The following is a 17,795-nucleotide window of genomic DNA, read 5'->3' on the forward strand; positions in this document are numbered from 1 at the left end:
GCAACGGAGCGGTGGCCTGCCGCTCAGGACTCGGCGGCGCGTTTGACGTCGCTCTGCACCAGGCTCAGCTTGCCCAGCGGCACGCCGGCTTTCAGCAGCCCCTCGCGGTAATGAGCGATGTCCTCGGGCCGCTTCCAGTGGAAATTGCGCAAGTGCCTGTCGACGTTCAGGGTTGGATAGTTTGCCATCAGCACGCCGACAGCCTCGCTGGCCTCGTCGTTCCGTCCCATCTGGGCCAAGGCCGCTGCGCGGATCGCCAGCGCCTGCATGTGGTTCGGGTTGATGTAGAGCTGCTCGCGGGCCCATGACAGGGTCGCGTCATATTGGCGCAACAGGTAGTGACTGAAGGCGTTCAGCGCCGCCCATTGGTAGCGTGGATCGCTGTTGTCGCGCTGCGAGGCCATCGAGAACAGTTCGATCGCCTCGCGGTGCTCGCCGATGATGAAATGGCAGATGCCGAGCACGCCGCGCGCGCCGTTGTCGTAAGGATTGAGCGCGACCGCGCGCTTGGCGGCGTCCATCGCGGCCTCGTAATGGCCTTCCATGCCGTGAACCCAGGACAGGATCGAGAACGCGAAGGAGGAGCGCGGGTCGAGCCGGACGCTGGTCTCGGCCAGGTTCATCGCCTCCGCCCACATCTCCCGCGTGCCCTTGACCCAGCCGAACTGGATGCTCTGGATCTGGATCGTGCCGAGATAGGCATGCGCGATCGACAGTTTGGGATCGAGCCGGATGGCCTCGCGGAACAGCTCGACGGCGCTGGCCAAATCCTCCTTGGTCTGCCGGTAGTAATGCGACAGTCCCTTGAGGAAGCGGTCCCAGGCGCTGACGTCGGTCGAGAGTCGTGCCGGCGCCGAAGCCTCGGCCCGGACGATCTCGGTGGCGATGGCGGCGGACAAATTCGTCGTGATCTCGTCCTGCATCGCGAACAGGTCGCCGATGTCGCGGTCGTAGCGGCCGGTCCAGAGCTGCTCGCCGGTCTCCGGCGCGATCAGCTCGGCCGTGACGCGGATCTTGGCGCCGGCGCGCCGCACCGAACCCTGGATCAGATAGCTGGCGTCGATCTCGCGCGCGATCAGCCGGGTGCTGGTGTTCTTGCCCTTGAACGCGAAGGTCGAGTTGCGGCTCAGCACGCGGTAGAAGGATTGCAGCGATAGCGCGTGGATCAAATCCTCGGTCAAACCATCGGAAAAATATTCGTCCTGGGCATCGCTGAGATTGGCGAAGGGCAGCACGCCGACGATCGCGGTGCGGTACTGCTGCGAGAGCGCGGACGCCTCCCTCATTCCGGGGGCGAGCGCCGGGGCGCCCTCGGGCGTCCAGGTCCAGACCCCGACCGTATCCTTGATGTTCTTGAAGCGGTGATTGCCGGCATCGGTCAGCGGCACGGTGAGATGCTTGCTGGCCTCGCGATGAGCCTTGGCCGAGATGGCAAAGCCGCCGGGGCTCGCCACCGATTCCAGGCGGACGGCAATGTTGACATCGTCACCGAAGACTTCGTCCTCGTCTGCGATGACGTCGCCCATGTGGATGCCGAGCCGGAATTGCATGGCGCGGTCGGCCGGCAGATGCCGGTTGCGCTCCGCCATCAGCGTCTGCATTGCAATCGCAGCTTCGGTGGCGCCGACGATCGAGGCGAACTCCAGCAGGAAGCCGTCGCCGGTGTTCTTCACGACGCGGCCGCCGTGATTGAGGATGATGGGGTGGATCGCGGCGCGATGGGCCTTGAAGGCGGCATGGGTGCCGGCCTCGTCGCTGCCCATCATGCGCGAATAGCCGGCGACATCGGCGCAGACAATGGCAGCCAGACGTCTTTCCATATCCTAGGCGCTCCAACGGATGGCGGACCGGCCACGGCGTGGCAGTCGCCCTGAATCCCGCATTTCAAGAACCGTGCCTTTATAAAGCAGATAGCGCCGCGCGAAAGTGTGATCCGCATTGCAAATTCGAGGTAAATCCCACGCAATTGCGGCAGTGGACGGGGACAGGCGAACCGAATATGCCGCCTGAAGGCCGATCGGGAGACTTCGCATGCTGGGCATTCACGAAATCTGGCTCTTCATCCTGTCAGGTGTGCTGCTCAACATCACGCCGGGCCCGGACTCGGTTTATGTGATCGGCCGCAGCATGCAGATGGGCTGGCGGGGCGGCGCCGCCGCGGCGCTGGGTATCAGTTGCGGCTGCTTTTTCCACGTTGCGGCCGCCGCGATCGGCCTTTCGGCGCTGCTGATGGCCTCATCGACGGCGTTTTCGATCCTGAAGCTGGTCGGCGCGGCCTATCTCGTCGTGACGGGACTTCAGATGCTGTGGTCACGTCCGGCGCTGGCCACGACCATAGACGAGCCGGTGCGGAGCTCGCTGCGGCGGGTGTTCCTTCAGGGCGTCTTCACCAATGCGCTCAATCCCAAGGTCGCGCTGTTCTTCCTGGCCTTCCTGCCGCAATTCGTCGCAGCCGACTCCGCGCACAAGCCGCTCGCCTTCCTGACGCTCGGCCTGATCTTCATCTCTACAGGAACGCTGTGGTGCCTGGTGCTGGCGGCGTTTGCGGCCAGGGCCGCCCATCGCCTGCGACGATCCGAGGGTGCGATCGCCTGGGTCAACCGTGCCCTCGGCGGCCTCTTCATCTATCTCGGCATCCGCGTCGCCATGCTGGAGACGCGGTAACTCTCTCAGGTGAGCTCCTTCGCCAGCGCGCTGCCGGCCAGATACAGACCGAGCAAGATCATCGCGATCAGGAACCAGCGACGAAACGCTTCCGCCGGCATCCGCGCCCGCACCGATTGGCCGATGAACATGCCGGCAAAGGCCATGGCGAGGCCGACGGCGCCCGGGACGGCATTGGCAGGCGTGAGCAGTCCGACTGCGGTCAGGTTGAAGGCGAGCGCCAGCGTTGCCGTCGTGAAGAACACGCCGAGCGCCTGCACCAGCTCGTCCTTTTCCATGCCGATCGCCTGCATGAACGGCATCGAGGGGATCACCTGCACCCCCGTCGAGGCCGAGATCGCGCCGGTGACGATACCGACGAGGCCACCGACCCATTTCTCGTTCTTGGGCGAGACTTGGAACTGGAATTTGTTCAATCCGATCACGGCGTAGATGATGAGCAGGACGCCGAGCACGATCGTGCCGTAGCGCGCATGCGGACCGGTCAGCGCGCCGGCATTGAGCCAGCAGCCGATCACGGTGCCGATCATCAGCGGCCACAGCCGCCTCAGGATGTCGCGCAAGTGCGGGCCGACGAAGGTCTGCCAGATATTGGTGATGATGGCGGGCACGATGACGATGGCGATGGCCCGGCTGGGGGTCATGCTCACCGCGAGCAGGCCCATCGACACCGTCGGCAGGCCGAGCCCGATCACGCCCTTGACGAATCCGGCAAGCAGGAAGACGGCGGCGATGAGGATGAGCAGCGGGTCGATCATCCCTGCACATTGACCGAAGCCGCGCGCCGGCACAATCTGGAGGTTACGGAGAGTGCCTTCGTTGCAGCCGAAGGCTGAACGTGATCCGGAAGAGTGCGCAGCTTTTCCGACGAGATCATGCTCCAACAACAAGAGCAGGACCCCATGCGCTTCGACCTCGTCGACCTTCAGCTCTTCATCGCGGTTGCCGACCAGCGCAGCATCACCCGCGGTGCGGAGCGCTCGCACCTGGCGCTGGCCTCGGCCAGCGCGCGCATCAAGGGCCTCGAGGACGCACTCGGTGTCGCCCTGCTCAAGCGCGGGCGCCGCGGCGTGGAGTTGACAGCGGCCGGCGAGAGCCTGCTCGACCATGCGCGCCTGGTCATCCACCAGGTCGACGCCATGCGCGGCGATCTCGCCGGCTTTGCCTCTGGCGTCCGCGCCAGCGTGCATTTCCTCGCCAACACGTCGGGCCTGTCGGAGCATCTGCCGAAAGCGCTCGCCGGCTTCCTGCGCGAGCATCGCGATGTCGCGATCGATATCGAGGAGCGCGAGAGCACCGATATCGCTGCGGCGATCACGGCAGGTGCCGCGGATCTCGGTTTCGCCGCCGAGCACGCATTGCCCGATCATATCGAGCGTTTCGTCTTCAGCGAGGACCGCCTGACGCTGGTGACGTCGAAACGCGGTCCATTCGCCGGCCGCCGCCAGATCGACTTTCAGGAGGCGGGAGCGTATGACTTCGTCGGCCTCACCAGCGCCACCGCGCTGCAAATGCACATCGCCAAACATGCGGCGCGTCTCGGCATGCGTCCGCATTTCCGCGCGCGGCTGCGCGACTTCGACGCGATCTGCCAGATGGTCGCCGAAGATGTCGGCGTGGCGCTCGTGCCCGAAGCCGCCGCCCGCCGCTGTGCCAGGACCATGCCACTCGCCACGGTCCGCCTGCGCGATGCCTTCGCCAACCGGAGGCTCGTGATCTGCGCGCGCAGCTTCAAGGCGCTGCCGAAGCCGGCCAAGATGCTGGTGGAGCATCTTCGGGCCGCGGCGGCGTAAGCCGCAGCTCGAGAAGGGTTGCGTTGCGAAGAGCAGGTGCCCTCGCGAATCCCGTGCGGCGTTCGCGTGCATGCACCGCTGCGGCGATTGGCCCGGGAACGGTCGCGGCCGTATCTCATTCCTCTCACGACGAGACGTACCAGGAGCAAACCATGTCCAAGATGCCTCCCGTACCTGAAGAACAGCGCAGCCATAAAGGCCCCGGTTCCGACCCAGCGATTGAGGCGCAGGAGAAAGTGCCCGGTCGTGAGAATTTCGACACCCAGGGTCGTCACGGCAACATCAAGCAAAACACCACCAATCAAGGTTATCAGCAGGATCGATGATGTCCGCCAAGAACAACGCCGGAAATTCGATGCGTGTCACGGCCCTCGTATTGGCCGCCGTGCTGGGCGCTTCCGTCGGTCCAGCATCAGGGCAGGGCGGCGGGGGCGGTGGAGGAGGTTCGGGCGGTGGAGCGGGGGCGGGCAGCGGCGGCGCCACGTCCGGTACCGCCACCACTCCCGGAACCAACGCGGCCGGAACGGCTCAATCCGGCGGTGGCGCCGGTCCGCGGGGATCGACGACCGTCGGACGGCCCGGCAATCCCGCGGGTGGCACCAATATCGGTCGGATCGATGGGACGGTCACGCCCGGTCCCTCGCTGCAGGGCGATGACCAGATCCGCTCGGAGAGCTCGGCGAACTCAGAGGCCGATCGCAAGATCAAGAGCATTTGCAAGGGCTGCTAGCCTGATTCAGAAAAGCATAATCTAAAGCGCGGTGACGGTTCATCCTGATGTCATCGCGCTTCAGATCATGATCAGGGCGCCGGCTTGTCCGGCGCCCAGTCGAGATCCGCGTCGTCCTGCGGTTCTGGGTCGGCAGGACAAGGCTTGATCTTCAAGTCGTCCTCGAGCACGGGCCGCCCATCACCGTGCTCGACCAGCCCAGCCTGATCTGCCTTCCGCAGCGTTTCCTCCCTCGTCGAAAACGTCCGGCTCAGCTTCTCCCCGTCCTTGAACAGGGCGTATGCCATGGTGTGCCTTCCTCGCGCCTATGCCATTTCTCTGAGACTGCTGAGGGTTGCCAGATGCCGCTGGATGATCGGTAGCGACATCTGAGCGACCTGCTGCTCCTGCGGATTGCTGCCGGTTCGCAAATACGACGTGTTGAGCGCAAGCAATTCGCGGTGTCCGCGGATTTGCCCTTGCACATACATCCGGTCAAACCGTCCGGAAGGAGTCGCCTGCAGCTGCCGCAGCAAGGCGGCATGGTCGGACCGCAGCGGCGCGGAGCCCGGTGCTGCGCCGAGTGCGCTTGCGACCTGCACCTGCTCGGCGATCTCGGCATTGGCGAAATTGATGACATCCGGATTGCGGGTGCGCGTCAAGGCGAGCTGGCTTGTTTGCATCGCGAACGCGCCGCCCATGAGGTCGGCCGTTCGGAAGTCCCCCTGCGGAATGGCTCTGGCGTTTGCAGCGTAGGTCGATAATCCCAGTCCGCCCAAAGCAAGCAAAAATGATCTTCTCAGCATATTCCATCTCCACTGTGTGCACGACAGACGCACCGCCGTGTCGAACGTTCCTGCTTCATCGACATGGAGCAGGCGCTTGCATCAACCAACGTGTTGCCCGCTTAACGTATGTTATTCTCGATGAGCTGACTGCTTCGATGCGCCGGGCTTCGGTGGCGAAGCCGATCAGAAGCCGATCATTGGAACGCCTGCGCGTGAGATGGCTTGTTCTCGCGAGAGCGTGCCGGTCCGTGTACGAGTTCATCCATGCAAGACGTCAGATCTGAAAGCTTCCCGATGTCCGCGGGCATTCTTCTCGGGCTTGGCCTCGGCGCGTTCTTCGACGGCATCGTGTTTCATCAGCTGCTGCAATGGCATCATATGTTAAGCGGCTGGTACCCGCTCAATTCCATCGACAACATCAGACTCAACACGACATGGGACGGCATCTTCCACAGCGCCGCCTACGTTCTCGTGCTCGCCGGCCTGTACAAGCTGTGGCAGCAGGCGCGCGGGAGCGGGCTGCGCTGGTCTGGTCGACGGTGTGTCGGGACGATCCTGCTCGGATGGGGAATCTTCAATCTGGTCGAGGGAGTCATCGACCACGAGATCCTCGGAATGCATCGCGTCAATGAGACGGTGCCCGATGCGCAGCGCATCTTCTGGGATATCGGCTTCCTGTTGTGGGGAGCTGCGATGATCGTGGTGGGCGCCGCCATGGCGCGTGCGGACGCGCAGGAGGGAGATCATGCGGAGCGCAGTTTACAGCCTCGTTAAGAGTACGCCCCCGGTGCTGGTCTACGTGATCTTTCTGTTGCTGCTGGCGCTTGCGATAGCGCCGGCATTGCGGGTCGTCCTGTTCGGCCTCTCGCTGGATGATCTCCTGCTGCTGCGCTGCTCTGTGCCGGTCTGACCAGGGAGGTGACGATGGTGGAGTTCAGACTTCCGAAAAACTCCCGCATCGAGCGAGGAGCGATCTGGCCAAAGCCGCGCGGTGAAAGCTTGCGCGAGTTTCACGTCTATCGCTGGAATCCCGACGATGGGCGCAATCCGCGGCTCGACACCTATTTTGTCGACGCGACGGATTGCGGACCGATGGTGCTGGACGGCCTGATCTGGATCAAGAACAACGTCGACGCGACATTGACGTTCAGGCGATCCTGCCGCGAGGGCGTGTGCGGCTCCTGCTCGATGAACATCGCCGGCCAGAACACCCTGGCCTGCACCAAATCCATGAGCGAAGATATTTCGGAAGGTGAGCCGCTCCGCGTGCTGCCCTTGCCGCATCAGCCTGTCGTGAAGGATCTGGTGCCCGACCTCACCAATTTTTATGCGCAGCTCGCTCTGGTCGAGCCGTGGCTGCAGACCACTTCGCCCACGCCCCCGAAGGAATGGCGGCAAAGCCATGAGGATCGGGCAAAGCTTGATGGACTGTACGAGTGCATTCTCTGCGCCTGCTGCTCGACCTCGTGCCCGAGCTACTGGTGGAATTCCGAGCGCTTCCTCGGACCCGCTGCCCTGATTCAGGCCGCGCGCTGGATCAACGACAGCCGGGACGAGGCGACAGGCGAGCGCCTCGACATGCTCGAGGACCCCTTCAGGATCTACCGCTGCCACACCATCCTCAATTGCGCCAAGGCATGTCCAAAGGGTCTCAATCCCGGCGAAGCCATCGCCGCCTTGCGCCTCAAGATGGTCGAGCGGAAGTTCTGACGTCACTCCGAGCGTAGGAACCATGCCCGCGGCGTTCACTTATCAATCCCCGAACGGGAGGAGCTTGATGGGAAAGAAGCAGTTCGCCGCATTGCCGTTTCGTCTGGACAATTCCGAGCTGCGCGTGCTGCTGATCACGACCAGGCGCAAGCGCAGATGGAGTGTCCCCAAGGGATCGCCGATGCGCAACAAGGAGCCGCACCTGACGGCCGCGCTGGAGGCTTACGAGGAGGCGGGCCTTATCGGCATCATTGCGACGCGCGCGATGGGCAGCTTCAAGCACCGCAAGCGGAAGGGTGACCGCAAGCAGATCATGGATGTCGCTGTCTTCCCCATGAAGGTCCACGGTCAGGAGCGCTGGTGGCCCGAGAAAGGGGAGCGGAAAGCGATCTGGGTTTCCGCGGAAACGGCCGGGCGTCTGGTGCACAAAGCCGAGCTTCGGCGGCTGATTGCCCGCTTCGCGGCGAAGACGGAGAAGAGTGGACCCTCGCTGCAGGGCGGCAAGCGGACTTCCGATCCAGGAACCCGCGTCCCGCGCAACCGTTCGAACTAGATGGACCAACGACCGGCAGAGCTCGCATACGAGCAGCGGCCGCCTCACGATATCCTGGCCGAGGCGATCAAGCGACGCCGCGCGGTCCTGTTCGTCGGCGCTGGCGTTTCGATGGCCGTCGGATTGCCCTCCTGGCAATCCCTGATCGAGCATCTCTTGGACGATCTCGGACTCGAGCGCGACGTGGTCGACGGAATGCACGGCGGTTATCAAATGCTCGCGGAGTACTACCGGCTGAAGCGCGGAGGCATCGGCCCGCTCCGCAGCTGGCTCGATCGCAATTGGCGTGTCGATCCGCAGAGGATCGCCGCCTCGGAGCTTCACCGGATCATCGTCGAGCTCGATTTTCCGATCATTTACACCACGAACTACGATCGCAATCTCGAGACGGCATTCGATGTCCTGAAGAGGCCCTTTGCGAAGATCAGCAACGCGAAGGAGATCGCAAGCGCCGGCGTCGGCGTCACGCACATCATCAAATTCCACGGCGACTTCGACGATGATGCCTCGCTCGTTCTGACCGAGACCGACTTCCTCAACCGGCTCGCATTCAATTCTCCGCTCGATATCCGTTTTCGCGCCGATGCCCTGGGCAGCACGCTGCTCTTCGTCGGCTACAGCATGTCCGATCCGAACATTCGGCTGCTGCTGCACCGGATCTGGCAGATCTGGGACGACTCCGGACACCGTCAGGACAGGCCGCAATCCTTCGTGTTCGTCGCCCAGCGCAATCCAGTGCAGGAAGCCGTCTTGGCGAATTGGGGCATCACCACCATTGCGCCGCCTGAGGGAATGGCCGCCGACGAGGGGCTGACCCGATTTCTCCTCGACGTCGGCCGGAATATCGATCGAAGCTCCTAGAGCGATCGCCGCACGCTACGGATCTCATTTTGGAGCGGCGCAAGACTTGCGGCATGCTGCATGTCCAGAAGACCGGCCCGCCAGCGCTGCGCCATCGCAGTTTCCGACAGGTCGAAGGATTTTTCAGGACCGGCTTCCTCGCGGCCCGGCCGGTAACTCAACAGATAGACGAAGTCGTCGCGAGCAAGGCCTTGAAGCTCGGCGCGAAGCTGGCGGGCTTCCAGGGCGTGGCCAAGGCGCTGGAAGGTCTGGTTGCCGAAGGTCAGGTCGCTCTTGCGCTCGGCTGCAGCTTCGATGCCATCAGGGACTTTGCCGTCGCGGGCGAACAGGTCGATGACGTAGAGGCGGAGCGGGCTCGGAGATTCCAGGATCGGTTCGAATGGCGCGTTCAGGGAGAACCCGCCATCGCCGAGCCAGCGGCCGGCGACCTGCACCGGCGCGAACTCAGGGAGGAACCCGCAGCTGGCCAGGATGTGATCCATCTCGATCCGTTCCGACGCGGAATCGAACAACACTGCATCGCCGCTTTCGACATCGGTGGCGCAGATCGTGATGCGGGGATCACCCTCGTTCAGGCGCTCGAAGTCGATCAACTGACGCAGGCGTTCGCGCGTCGGGCCGAGATCGTACAGGCCGCCGAACTGCGGTGACGGAAGCGGCAGACGCGGATGGAAGAATCCGGCATGGCCAAGCAGGCGCGTGCTGATCGAGTTCAACCACGCGAAAAGATGGCGGCTGTCGCTTGTCCCAGCGGACGGGCCGCCTGCATGCCAGTAGCGCCGCAAATTCGGCAGCCGATCACCGCTCGGACTTCCTGCGATCAGCGCCGCCGTGATCGCGCCTGCTGAGGAACCCGCTACCCAGTCGATCCGCCGGGCGACAGCAGTCAAGGCTTCGAACGCGCCGCCATGATACGCGCCGAGCCCGAGTCCGCCGGAGAAGACGACGGCGGTGAGCTGGCGCTCCGTTGTTTGGGCCTCGCTCAGCTCAGCGTTGCGGTCAGTCAACCCGGGTCCCAATGGTCAGTCTGAACGTCAGGCGCATCACCGATATCTCTCTAGCGGCGCGCATTTGCATCTCCGGTTCTGACATCGAACGCGGTCGAGCAGGCTGTGTTCCAAACGGGCGCGCAACACCCGCATCTCAGCTTTCAATCATGCGGTTAACCTGTGTGAAGCCGCTCGCCTCGGATCGCGGCTAGGGTCATCGCTGCGATGTCTCGATCGGAAACCGGATGCCGGAACAGTCTCCCAGCCTCAGAAACTTCACCATCAATTTCGGACCTCAGCATCCGGCCGCCCATGGCGTGCTGCGGCTCGTGCTCGAGCTCGACGGCGAAGTCGTCGCGCGCGTCGATCCCCACATCGGATTGCTGCATCGAGGCACCGAGAAGCTGATCGAGGCCAAGACCTACCTCCAGGCCATTCCCTATTTCGATCGGCTCGATTACGTCGCACCCCTGACCCAGGAGCATGCCTTCTGCCTCGCGATTGAAAGACTGATCGGCATCGAGGTGCCGAGGCGCGGACAGCTGATCCGGGTGCTTTATCCCGAGATCAGCCGGATCCTGTCTCACCTTCTGAACGTCACGACCCAAGCCATGGACGTCGGTGCCCTGACCCCGCCGCTATGGGGATTCGAGGAGCGCGAGAAGCTCATGGTGTTCTACGAGCGTGCCTCCGGCAGCAGGATGCACGCCAACTATTTCCGGCCCGGCGGCGTGCATCAGGACCTTCCGCCGAAGCTGATCGACGATATCGAGGCCTGGTGCGATCCGTTCCTGCGCGTCGTCGACGATCTGGACCGGTTGCTGTCGCTCAATCGGATCTTCAAGGCGCGCAACGTGGATATCGGCAGAGTGACGCTCGACCAGGCCTGGGCATGGGGCTTTTCCGGCGTGATGGTGCGCGGCTCGGGGGCGGCCTGGGATTTGCGGAAGGCGCAGCCCTACGATTGCTATGCCGAGATGGATTTCGACATCCCGATCGGCCGGAACGGGGATTGCTACGACCGCTATCTCATTCGCATGGAAGAGATGAGACAGTCGGTCCGCATCATGAAACAGTGCATCGAGAAGCTGAAATCTCCGGACGGGGGAGGTCCGGTTATGGTGCAGGACAATAAGATCGCGCCGCCCCGGCGTGGCGAGATGAAGCGCTCGATGGAGGCCTTGATCCACCATTTCAAGCTCTACACCGAGGGGTTTCATGTTCCTGCCGGCGAGATCTATGTCGCTGTCGAGGCTCCCAAGGGCGAGTTCGGCGTTTTCCTGGTCTCGGACGGGACCAACAAGGCCTACAAATGCAAGATCAGGTCTCCCGGCTTTGCCCATCTGCAAGCCATGGATTTCCTCTGCAGGGGACATTTGCTTGCCGACGTCTCCGCGATCCTGGGCTCGCTCGACATCGTGTTCGGGGAGGTCGACCGCTGATGGCACATGGATGCGATTTTACTTCCCCGTCTCGATCCCGGCGTCCTTGATCACCTTGGCCCACTTCTTCGTCTCATCCGCGATGAAGCTGCGGAAGTGATCCGGCTCGTCGCCGATCAGCGTCGCGCCTTGCGCGGCGAGCTTCTCCTTCACTGCCGGATCGGCCATCGCCTTCGTTGCGAGGCCATGCAGCGCGGCGACGATCTCCTTGGGCGTGCCCTTCGGCGCAACCATGCCGTACCAGTTCTCGATGCGTAACGCGCGAAATCCCGCTTCCGCCGTGGTCGGCACGTCGGGCGCGGTTGGCGCGCGCTCGGCCGAGCCGACCGCGATGGGGCGCAGGGCGCCGGCCTTGACCTGCGGCAGCAGCACGGGGAGATCGAGGAAGGTCATCTGCACCTGCTGGCCCAGGAGGTCGTTCACGGCCGGCGCGGCGCCGCGATAGGGCACGTGCACGATGTCGATCGTCGCCGTCAGCTTGAACAATTCGCCGGCGAGATGCGGCAGGCTGCCGGGCCCGGAGGAGGCGAAGTTGAGCTTGCCCGGCTGCGCCTTGGCGAGCGCGATCAGTTCGCCGATGTCCTTGACCGGCACGTTGGTGGCGACCACCAGCATTTCCGGCACGGTCGCGACCAGCGTCACCGGCGTGAGGTCGCTGAGCGTGTCGTAGGCCACCTTCTCCATACTCGGGCTGATCGCGAGCGCGCCGGCTGAGGAGATCGCGATGGTGTAGCCGTCCGGCGCGGCCTTGGAGACGGCATCAGTGCCGAGCACGCCGCCCTGGCCGCCACGATTGTCGATCACCACCGGCTGCCCCGACAGCTCGGACATGCGCTGGCCGATCACGCGGGCGATGATGTCGTTGGGCCCGCCGGCCGAGAAGGGCACGATCAGCTTGATCGGCTTGGCCGGGAAATTCTGCGCCGATGCGAGCGTCGGCGGCAGAAGCACCAACAATCCCAGGAACAATTGAGCGAGCAGCCTGCGTGAGACGGTCATGCAAGCCCTCCGCTCGCGCTGTTATTCGTTCAAAAGCTTGAGCGCTTCTTCGTGGACCCTGGGATCGCCCGCCGCGATGATGCGGCCGCCGCCCTGGGCCGGCTTGCCTTCCCACGTGGTGACCACGCCGCCGGCGCCGGTCACGATCGGGATCAGCGCCGCGATGTCGTAGGGCTTCAGCTCGGTCTCGACCACGAGGTCGACATGGCCCGCCGCCAGCATGCAATAGGAATAGCAATCGCCGCCATAGCGCGACAGCCGCGCACCCTGCTCGATGCGGCCGAAGATGGCGCGGTCACTCTCATTCATCAGCAAGGGGCTGGTGGTGTAGGTCGTCGCTTGCGAGAGCGAGGCGCAGCGGCGCACCTGGAGCCGGCGCTCGCCGGACGGGCCTTTATAGTTGGCCGAGCCGTTGTCGCCGGAGAAGCGCTCGCCGATGAAGGGCTGGTGCATCATGCCGAACACCGGCGCGCCCTTGTGCAGCAGCGCGATCAGCGTGCCCCAGATCGGAAATCCGCCGATGAAGGACTTGGTGCCGTCAATGGGGTCGAGCACCCAGACATAGTCAGCATCGTCCCGCTCATTGCCGAACTCCTCGCCGACGATGCCGTGCTGGGGGAAGTTGGCCTTGATCAGCCGCCGCATCACCGCTTCCGCGGCACGGTCGGCCTCCGTCACGGGGTCGAAATCCTTGGTCTTGCTCTTGTCGTCGATCGACAACGAGGTGCGGAAGAACGGCAGGATGGTTTCGCCGGAGGCGGTGGCGAGCCGTCCGATGAAGGCGGAGAAGTCGATCACCGTCACGGCGAAATCCTCGAAAGCGAAAGGCAGGTGAAGCTCGCTCCTGCGTAGCTCAATTCGGCAAGATCTTGCAGCGTTGTCTTGTCTTGATCCCTGGTATTTTGAATGCCGCAGATGGCTGCCTCATCTCAGTCATCTGCTGGCCAAATATCGATCACAGCGTTGAAAACTTAGTTCCGACCATGCCTCGTTCGTATGCAAACATCTATCAACCCATTGAATTTCCTTATCAAAGAAACTGAATCTGGGTTTCCGTGGAAGCAACTGAGCCATGTGCATATTGCATGGGAAACGGCTCAAAAGCCCTTGCACTTTGTGCGTCGCGGTCGCATATTGTTGCGGTGCGGTAGCGCTTGGCGTTACCGCTGCCCTCCTTGGGCGTTTCCTCCCTAGACTTGGGCCGCTTCTTCATCAGAAGCGGCCCTTTTTTCTTGGGCATTCATTTCTCTCTTTGAGCTGTCGTTTTCATTCGGTGCGCGTGAGCCCTCGAAGCGAAAACGCATTCGCGTCAGCCGCAGACAACATAAGCGTCCGAAGTAAAAGCCGCGCCTATTCCGCCGCGGCCTGGAACGGGCCGAGATCGCCGAACGGGATCGTGGTCGCCAACACGTCGGCCAGGATGCCGAAGTCGGACGCCACCTGCGCAAAGCGCGGACCGCGCTCGCGCCGGCGCTCGTCCATGTAGATCGCGCGGTTCAATTCGAGCTGCACCGCGTGCAGGCCGCTCGCCGGATTGCCGTAGTGCTCGGTGATGAAGCCCCCGGCATAGGGCTTGTTGCGCCCGATCGAATAGCCGAGCCCCGTCATGGTCTCCTCGACGCGGTCGGAGAGCAGCGGCGTGCAGCTGGTGCCGTAACGGTCGCCGATCACGATATCGGGCCGGCGCGGCTCGTCCCTGCTGACGCCGACCGAGGGCATCGAGTGGCAGTCGACCAGCACCACAGTGCCGAACGTCTGGTGCACCTTGTTGATCAGCCGGCGCAGCGCGCGGTGATAGGGCTTGTAGAGCGTCTCGATTCGCGAAAGCGCATCGTCGACCAAAATACGATCGCGATAGATCTCCTGGCCGTCGCCGACCACGCGCGGAATGGTGCCGAGGCCGCCGGCGACCCGCATCGAGCGGGTGTTGGCGAAGCTCGGCAGGCGGCCGGTGAACATGCGCGGATCGAGCTCGTAGGGCTCGCGATTGACGTCGACATAGGAGCGGGGAAAGTTCACCCGCACGGTCGGAAAGCCGCGATCGCTCAAATGGCCGATCAGCTCGTCCATGAAGGAATCTTCGGAGCGCCGCAGCGTCGGCAGGTCGATCCGCGAGGCCGCCAGAAATTCGTCCGGATAGGTCGAGCCGGAATGGGGCGAGTTGAAGATGACCGGCGCACGCCATTGCGCGGGTTCGACGATCTCGAAGGCTGGCGACGTCTCGCCGTCAAACCGGGTCATCTTCTCAGGCTTCGTCCCTTCGCGCCGGGACCTGGCAGGGGGCCAGGTCGCTTGATTCGGCCGATCGAGCGGCTCTTATGTGTCGTCATTGTCCGGAATCGCAACCATTCTGCCAAGCGAAAAGATGTGACGGCGCGTTGGAACACGTCTTAACCGTGCGGGCAGTGAGGCGGGGATACGCACGCGCGGCTCGATTGATTCGAGCCGCATTCCGGTTCACAACGGACCGGCAGCGGCAGCCGTCTCAGGGTAAAGATTTTCACCCCAAATTTACCCTCTGTCGGGCTTAGTGACTACCGCTGATATCCTCTGGGGATTCGACGTTTCCTGCCATGCCAAAGATCCTGCTCGCCGAAGACGACAACGACATGCGCCGTTTCCTGGTCAAGGCGCTGGAAAACGCCGGTTTTCAGGTCTCGTCCCATGACAACGGCATGGCCGCCTATCAGCGGCTGCGGGAAGAGCCGTTCGAGATGCTGCTGACCGACATCGTGATGCCCGAGATGGACGGCATCGAGCTCGCGCGCCGGGCCTCGGAACTCGACCCCGACATCAAGATCATGTTCATCACCGGCTTTGCCGCGGTCGCCCTGAACTCGGATTCGGACGCCCCCAAGAACGCCAAGGTGCTCTCCAAGCCCGTGCACCTGCGCGAATTGGTCAGCGAAGTGAACAAGATGCTGGCGGCCTGAATCGGCCCCGTTCCGTCCTTGCGCCGGCTCCCCTGAGCCGTTATAGGGACCCCACCCGATCTAGACGACCTCTAGGGCACGTAGCTCAGCGGGAGAGCACTACCTTGACATGGTAGGGGTCACAGGTTCGATCCCTGTCGTGCCCACCACGCTTCGCCTTCGGCTTCGCGTGGCACAGCCACGATCTCTCGGGCGAAGCGTGTCCGGCGTAGCTCGAAGAGCGAAGACGGACTGCCGCCACAGGTCCGATTCCCTGCGCGACACGATTTCCTTCGACAGCAGCTCCTCGCCAGATGGAATGAAGCGTTCGCATACCGAACGCAGGTCTGAACCGCCACTTCTCCGTCCAGATCGGATTTGTCCCAAGCCGTAGGGACAGACATTCCCCGCGACCCGCGCGAGATTGCGTCCGCGAACTATAATACACGGGAGGACATCATGATCAGGCGCTGCCTTGCAGCCTTGTGCGTTTGCGCGGCCATGGTTCTCGCTACCTCCGGCGCCAAGGCCGATATCAAGGTGGGCATCGTGGTGTCCGGTACGGGGCCGGGGTCGGCGCTCGGGCAGCCGCAGATGCGGACGGTGGCTGCACTCCCGAAGGAGATCGGCGGCGAGAAGATCGTCTATATCGCCCTCGACGATGAATCGGATTCGACCAAGGGCGTTCAAAACGCGCGGCGGCTCGTCATTCAGGACGGCGTGGACGTCCTCATCGGTTCCTCCCTGACGCCGGTGACGATGCCGATGCTGGATGTCGCCTGGGAAGCCAAGACGCCGATCATTTCGCTGGCCGCCGCGACGGCCATCGTGCAGCCGATGGACGAACGGCGCAAATGGGCTTTCAAGGTCGTTCCCAACGACGATTTGATGGCTCTCGCGATCCTCAAGCACATCGCCAAATCGGGCGCGAAGACGCTCGGCTATATCGGCGTTTCCGATGGTTATGGTGAGGGCTATTACAAGGAAGTGAGCAGGCTCGCTCCGACCTTCGGCCTGACCGTGACCACGCACGAAGTCTATGCTCGGGCCGACACCAGCGTGACCGGCCAGGCTCTCAAGGTGATCGCGACGAATCCGGACGCCGTCTTCATTGCCTCGGCGGGCACCCCGGCCGTCCTGCCGCAGCAGGCGCTTCGCGAGCGCGGCTATTCCGGCAAGGTCTACCAGACCCACGGTGTCGCCACCGAGGAATTCATCAAGCTCGGCGGAGCCAGCGTCGAAGGAGCGGTCTTCACCGGCGAGGCGTTCACGATCGCGGACGATCTGCCGGCGGACGATCCCTTCCGCAAGGTCCGAGACGAATTCTTGTCCGCCTATGAGAAGGCGAATGGGCAGAAGCCGAACATCTTCGCCGCGCATCTGTGGGACTCGATGGCGCTTCTCAAGACGGCGATACCGAATGCAATGAAGACCGCGAAGCCCGGCACGGCAGAATTTCGTGCCGCCCTTCGCGACCAACTCGAGCGCGGCAAGGACGTGTATCTGAACAACGGCCTGTCCACGATGAGTCCAACCGATCACAATGGCTACGATGAGCGCTCGGCGTTTCTGATCAAGGTGGAAGGCGGCCGCTTCAGGCTGATGAAGTAGCAGCCGGGCAGTGGGCGGCTTCTCGGCGTGACGCGTCGCGTCCGGCAAAGCAGGCGCGCCGCCTACGCGGTGCCGCCCTTTGCCGCTCCCAGCAACAAGTCCTTCAGCCCGGTCGGAAACAGGCTCGCAGCACCGTCCACGTCGAGAGCGGCGAGGTCGAACCAGCGGGCGACGATGGGGTCGCCATTGTCCTCCCTGAAGTCGATGCGCTCCTGATCGCAGAATGCGGCGTCGGGAAACTCGACCTCGGAGATGAACATCACCTCGTGGCCGGTCGCCCCCTCGTGCACGAAGATATTCTCCAGCATCAGGGGCTCTCCCTTGAGGATAACCTCGATGCCGAGCTCTTCGTTGAACTCACGCACCAGGGCAGCCCGCCAGCTCTCGCCGAACTCGATCTCGCCGCCGAGCGGCCGCACGCCCTTGATCCGGCCGGCATCGTCGCGCACTTCGGCCGCGAGCAGCCGGCCGTCCCGCCAGTGCAGGCCGATGGCGACGACCCTGATATGGGCACGAGGGCGCCATGTAGTCATGGGGCACCGTTGGGGCGTGTACTCATCGATCGGTTTTTCATGGCCGAGCGGAAATAGTCTGATCGGTTGAGCGGCATTCTCTCTGACTCAAGCATTGTGGAGACTAATCACCGCAAGGTGCTTATGACCATTCGTCGAGACGCCCCAGCAATATCTTGTGATCGGCTCAACCCACATAGGTTAATTTGTCCAATTCATTTCAGGCGTCTGATGTAGTCATCGCAATCCAGC

At 63.3% G+C, this 17,795-nt stretch carries 22 protein-coding genes and 1 tRNA gene; 13 read left to right on the forward strand and 10 right to left on the reverse strand.

Annotated features, from left to right (window positions below; translation table 11 throughout):
* Positions 1-23: 23 nt before the first annotated feature.
* The gene (locus tag SE91_RS02900; RefSeq protein ID WP_061846499.1) at positions 24-1,820 is read right to left on the reverse strand and encodes an adenylate/guanylate cyclase domain-containing protein; all 1,797 of its coding nucleotides are present in this window, start codon (positions 1,818-1,820) and stop codon (positions 24-26) included.
* 211 nt (positions 1,821-2,031) lie between these two features.
* Here SE91_RS02900 and SE91_RS02905 point away from each other — a divergent pair, with 211 nt between their 5' ends.
* Positions 2,032-2,664 (forward strand): LysE family translocator, encoded by a 633-nt coding sequence (locus tag SE91_RS02905; protein ID WP_061846500.1) that lies wholly within the window; start codon positions 2,032-2,034, stop codon positions 2,662-2,664.
* 5 nt (positions 2,665-2,669) lie between these two features.
* On the opposite strand, the gene SE91_RS02910 is transcribed toward SE91_RS02905, so the two are convergent.
* Positions 2,670-3,422 carry a sulfite exporter TauE/SafE family protein gene (locus SE91_RS02910; protein WP_061846501.1) on the reverse strand — a complete coding sequence of 251 codons (753 nt, stop codon included), beginning with the start codon at positions 3,420-3,422 and terminating at the stop codon, positions 2,670-2,672.
* A gap of 144 nt (positions 3,423-3,566) precedes the next feature.
* Here SE91_RS02910 and SE91_RS02915 point away from each other — a divergent pair, with 144 nt between their 5' ends.
* The 3 genes from SE91_RS02915 to SE91_RS35895 all read left to right on the forward strand — a co-directional run bounded on the left by SE91_RS02915 (position 3,567) and on the right by SE91_RS35895 (position 5,187).
* Entirely contained in the window at positions 3,567-4,457 is an 891-nt protein-coding gene (locus tag SE91_RS02915) for a LysR substrate-binding domain-containing protein (RefSeq protein ID WP_061850894.1), read from the forward strand.
* A 152-nt stretch (positions 4,458-4,609) separates the two neighbouring features.
* Entirely contained in the window at positions 4,610-4,783 is a 174-nt protein-coding gene (locus tag SE91_RS36820) for a hypothetical protein (protein WP_197489414.1), read from the forward strand.
* A 29-nt stretch (positions 4,784-4,812) separates the two neighbouring features.
* Entirely contained in the window at positions 4,813-5,187 is a 375-nt protein-coding gene (locus SE91_RS35895) for a hypothetical protein (protein ID WP_063921337.1), read from the forward strand.
* A gap of 71 nt (positions 5,188-5,258) precedes the next feature.
* On the opposite strand, the gene SE91_RS02925 is transcribed toward SE91_RS35895, so the two are convergent.
* Positions 5,259-5,474: a hypothetical protein gene (locus SE91_RS02925; protein WP_061846503.1), complete on the reverse strand. Its 216-nt coding sequence runs from the start codon at positions 5,472-5,474 to the stop codon at positions 5,259-5,261.
* Between the two features lie 18 nt (positions 5,475-5,492).
* Positions 5,493-5,972, reverse strand: a complete 480-nt coding sequence (locus tag SE91_RS02930; RefSeq protein ID WP_082813652.1) for a DUF4142 domain-containing protein — start codon at positions 5,970-5,972, stop codon at positions 5,493-5,495.
* Positions 5,973-6,218: 246 nt separating this feature from the next.
* Between SE91_RS02930 and SE91_RS02935 the strand changes: the two genes are divergently transcribed.
* The 5 genes from SE91_RS02935 (at position 6,219) to SE91_RS02950 (ending at position 9,078) form a co-directional block, all read left to right on the forward strand.
* On the forward strand, positions 6,219-6,728 hold the full coding sequence (locus SE91_RS02935; protein ID WP_061846505.1) for a DUF2243 domain-containing protein: 510 nt from the start codon (positions 6,219-6,221) through the stop codon (positions 6,726-6,728).
* A complete protein-coding gene (locus SE91_RS35900; protein WP_156489429.1) occupies positions 6,700-6,864 on the forward strand; it encodes a hypothetical protein in 165 nt (54 codons plus the stop codon). Before SE91_RS02935 ends, SE91_RS35900 begins: the two co-directional genes overlap by 29 nt.
* Positions 6,865-6,878: 14 nt before the next feature.
* Entirely contained in the window at positions 6,879-7,664 is a 786-nt protein-coding gene (locus SE91_RS02940) for a succinate dehydrogenase iron-sulfur subunit (RefSeq protein WP_061846507.1), read from the forward strand.
* Positions 7,665-7,731: 67 nt separating this feature from the next.
* Positions 7,732-8,217 carry an NUDIX hydrolase gene (locus SE91_RS02945; RefSeq protein WP_061846508.1) on the forward strand — a complete coding sequence of 162 codons (486 nt, stop codon included), beginning with the start codon at positions 7,732-7,734 and terminating at the stop codon, positions 8,215-8,217.
* On the forward strand, positions 8,218-9,078 hold the full coding sequence (locus tag SE91_RS02950) for an SIR2 family NAD-dependent protein deacylase (protein ID WP_061846510.1): 861 nt from the start codon (positions 8,218-8,220) through the stop codon (positions 9,076-9,078).
* Here SE91_RS02950 and SE91_RS02955 read toward each other — a convergent pair.
* Positions 9,075-10,085: a patatin-like phospholipase family protein gene (locus SE91_RS02955; RefSeq protein ID WP_245318291.1), complete on the reverse strand. Its 1,011-nt coding sequence runs from the start codon at positions 10,083-10,085 to the stop codon at positions 9,075-9,077. The two genes, SE91_RS02950 and SE91_RS02955, sit on opposite strands and share 4 nt — an antisense overlap.
* Positions 10,086-10,312: 227 nt before the next feature.
* On the opposite strand from SE91_RS02955, the gene SE91_RS02960 reads away from it, so the two are divergent.
* A complete protein-coding gene (locus tag SE91_RS02960) occupies positions 10,313-11,509 on the forward strand; it encodes an NADH-quinone oxidoreductase subunit D (protein ID WP_061846512.1) in 1,197 nt (398 codons plus the stop codon).
* Positions 11,510-11,527: 18 nt separating this feature from the next.
* Here SE91_RS02960 and SE91_RS02965 read toward each other — a convergent pair whose 3' ends face one another.
* From SE91_RS02965 to SE91_RS02975, 4 genes are all read right to left on the reverse strand, one after another.
* Positions 11,528-12,508: a Bug family tripartite tricarboxylate transporter substrate binding protein gene (locus SE91_RS02965; RefSeq protein WP_061846514.1), complete on the reverse strand. Its 981-nt coding sequence runs from the start codon at positions 12,506-12,508 to the stop codon at positions 11,528-11,530.
* A 21-nt stretch (positions 12,509-12,529) separates the two neighbouring features.
* Positions 12,530-13,312 carry a histidinol-phosphatase gene (gene hisN / locus SE91_RS02970; protein ID WP_061846516.1) on the reverse strand — a complete coding sequence of 261 codons (783 nt, stop codon included), beginning with the start codon at positions 13,310-13,312 and terminating at the stop codon, positions 12,530-12,532.
* Positions 13,313-13,538: 226 nt separating this feature from the next.
* Positions 13,539-13,748 (reverse strand): hypothetical protein, encoded by a 210-nt coding sequence (locus SE91_RS35905; RefSeq protein WP_144441163.1) that lies wholly within the window; start codon positions 13,746-13,748, stop codon positions 13,539-13,541.
* Between the two features lie 110 nt (positions 13,749-13,858).
* Positions 13,859-14,749, reverse strand: a complete 891-nt coding sequence (locus SE91_RS02975; RefSeq protein ID WP_008543866.1) for an N-formylglutamate amidohydrolase — start codon at positions 14,747-14,749, stop codon at positions 13,859-13,861.
* A 332-nt stretch (positions 14,750-15,081) separates the two neighbouring features.
* On the opposite strand from SE91_RS02975, the gene cpdR reads away from it, so the two are divergent.
* The 3 genes from cpdR to SE91_RS02990 all read left to right on the forward strand — a co-directional run bounded on the left by cpdR (position 15,082) and on the right by SE91_RS02990 (position 17,031).
* The gene (gene cpdR / locus SE91_RS02980; protein ID WP_007597092.1) at positions 15,082-15,441 is read left to right on the forward strand and encodes a cell cycle two-component system response regulator CpdR; all 360 of its coding nucleotides are present in this window, start codon (positions 15,082-15,084) and stop codon (positions 15,439-15,441) included.
* A gap of 74 nt (positions 15,442-15,515) precedes the next feature.
* Positions 15,516-15,590, forward strand: a tRNA-Val gene (locus SE91_RS02985).
* A 331-nt stretch (positions 15,591-15,921) separates the two neighbouring features.
* Positions 15,922-17,031 carry an ABC transporter substrate-binding protein gene (locus SE91_RS02990; RefSeq protein WP_061846518.1) on the forward strand — a complete coding sequence of 370 codons (1,110 nt, stop codon included), beginning with the start codon at positions 15,922-15,924 and terminating at the stop codon, positions 17,029-17,031.
* A gap of 62 nt (positions 17,032-17,093) precedes the next feature.
* Here the strand turns inward: SE91_RS02990 and SE91_RS02995 are convergent, their stop codons facing one another.
* Positions 17,094-17,564: an NUDIX hydrolase gene (locus SE91_RS02995; protein WP_061846520.1), complete on the reverse strand. Its 471-nt coding sequence runs from the start codon at positions 17,562-17,564 to the stop codon at positions 17,094-17,096.
* Positions 17,565-17,795 lie beyond the last annotated feature (231 nt).

The sequence above is a fragment of the Bradyrhizobium sp. DOA1 genome, assembly GCF_001593325.1.
Classification (GTDB): domain Bacteria; phylum Pseudomonadota; class Alphaproteobacteria; order Rhizobiales; family Xanthobacteraceae; genus Bradyrhizobium.

Bases quoted from the DNA above. Each gene is read 5' to 3' on its own strand.
- SE91_RS02995 (WP_061846520.1), bottom strand. From the start codon at position 17,564: ATGACTACATGGCGCCCTCGTGCCCATATCAGGGTCGTCGCCATCGGC.
- SE91_RS35900 (WP_156489429.1), top strand. From the start codon at position 6,700: ATGCGGAGCGCAGTTTACAGCCTCGTTAAGAGTACGCCCCCGGTGCTG.
- SE91_RS02915 (WP_061850894.1), top strand. From the start codon at position 3,567: ATGCGCTTCGACCTCGTCGACCTTCAGCTCTTCATCGCGGTTGCCGAC.
- SE91_RS02945 (WP_061846508.1), top strand. From the start codon at position 7,732: ATGGGAAAGAAGCAGTTCGCCGCATTGCCGTTTCGTCTGGACAATTCC.
- SE91_RS02925 (WP_061846503.1), bottom strand. From the start codon at position 5,474: ATGGCATACGCCCTGTTCAAGGACGGGGAGAAGCTGAGCCGGACGTTT.
- SE91_RS35905 (WP_144441163.1), bottom strand. From the start codon at position 13,748: ATGCCCAAGAAAAAAGGGCCGCTTCTGATGAAGAAGCGGCCCAAGTCT.
- SE91_RS02950 (WP_061846510.1), top strand. From the start codon at position 8,218: ATGGACCAACGACCGGCAGAGCTCGCATACGAGCAGCGGCCGCCTCAC.
- SE91_RS36820 (WP_197489414.1), top strand. From the start codon at position 4,610: ATGTCCAAGATGCCTCCCGTACCTGAAGAACAGCGCAGCCATAAAGGC.
- SE91_RS02975 (WP_008543866.1), bottom strand. From the start codon at position 14,749: ATGACCCGGTTTGACGGCGAGACGTCGCCAGCCTTCGAGATCGTCGAA.
- SE91_RS02960 (WP_061846512.1), top strand. From the start codon at position 10,313: ATGCCGGAACAGTCTCCCAGCCTCAGAAACTTCACCATCAATTTCGGA.
- cpdR (WP_007597092.1), top strand. From the start codon at position 15,082: ATGCCAAAGATCCTGCTCGCCGAAGACGACAACGACATGCGCCGTTTC.
- SE91_RS02935 (WP_061846505.1), top strand. From the start codon at position 6,219: ATGCAAGACGTCAGATCTGAAAGCTTCCCGATGTCCGCGGGCATTCTT.
- SE91_RS02965 (WP_061846514.1), bottom strand. From the start codon at position 12,508: ATGACCGTCTCACGCAGGCTGCTCGCTCAATTGTTCCTGGGATTGTTG.
- SE91_RS02930 (WP_082813652.1), bottom strand. From the start codon at position 5,972: ATGCTGAGAAGATCATTTTTGCTTGCTTTGGGCGGACTGGGATTATCG.
- SE91_RS35895 (WP_063921337.1), top strand. From the start codon at position 4,813: ATGCGTGTCACGGCCCTCGTATTGGCCGCCGTGCTGGGCGCTTCCGTC.
- SE91_RS02910 (WP_061846501.1), bottom strand. From the start codon at position 3,422: ATGATCGACCCGCTGCTCATCCTCATCGCCGCCGTCTTCCTGCTTGCC.
- SE91_RS02940 (WP_061846507.1), top strand. From the start codon at position 6,879: ATGGTGGAGTTCAGACTTCCGAAAAACTCCCGCATCGAGCGAGGAGCG.
- SE91_RS02990 (WP_061846518.1), top strand. From the start codon at position 15,922: ATGGTTCTCGCTACCTCCGGCGCCAAGGCCGATATCAAGGTGGGCATC.
- SE91_RS02900 (WP_061846499.1), bottom strand. From the start codon at position 1,820: ATGGAAAGACGTCTGGCTGCCATTGTCTGCGCCGATGTCGCCGGCTAT.
- SE91_RS02905 (WP_061846500.1), top strand. From the start codon at position 2,032: ATGCTGGGCATTCACGAAATCTGGCTCTTCATCCTGTCAGGTGTGCTG.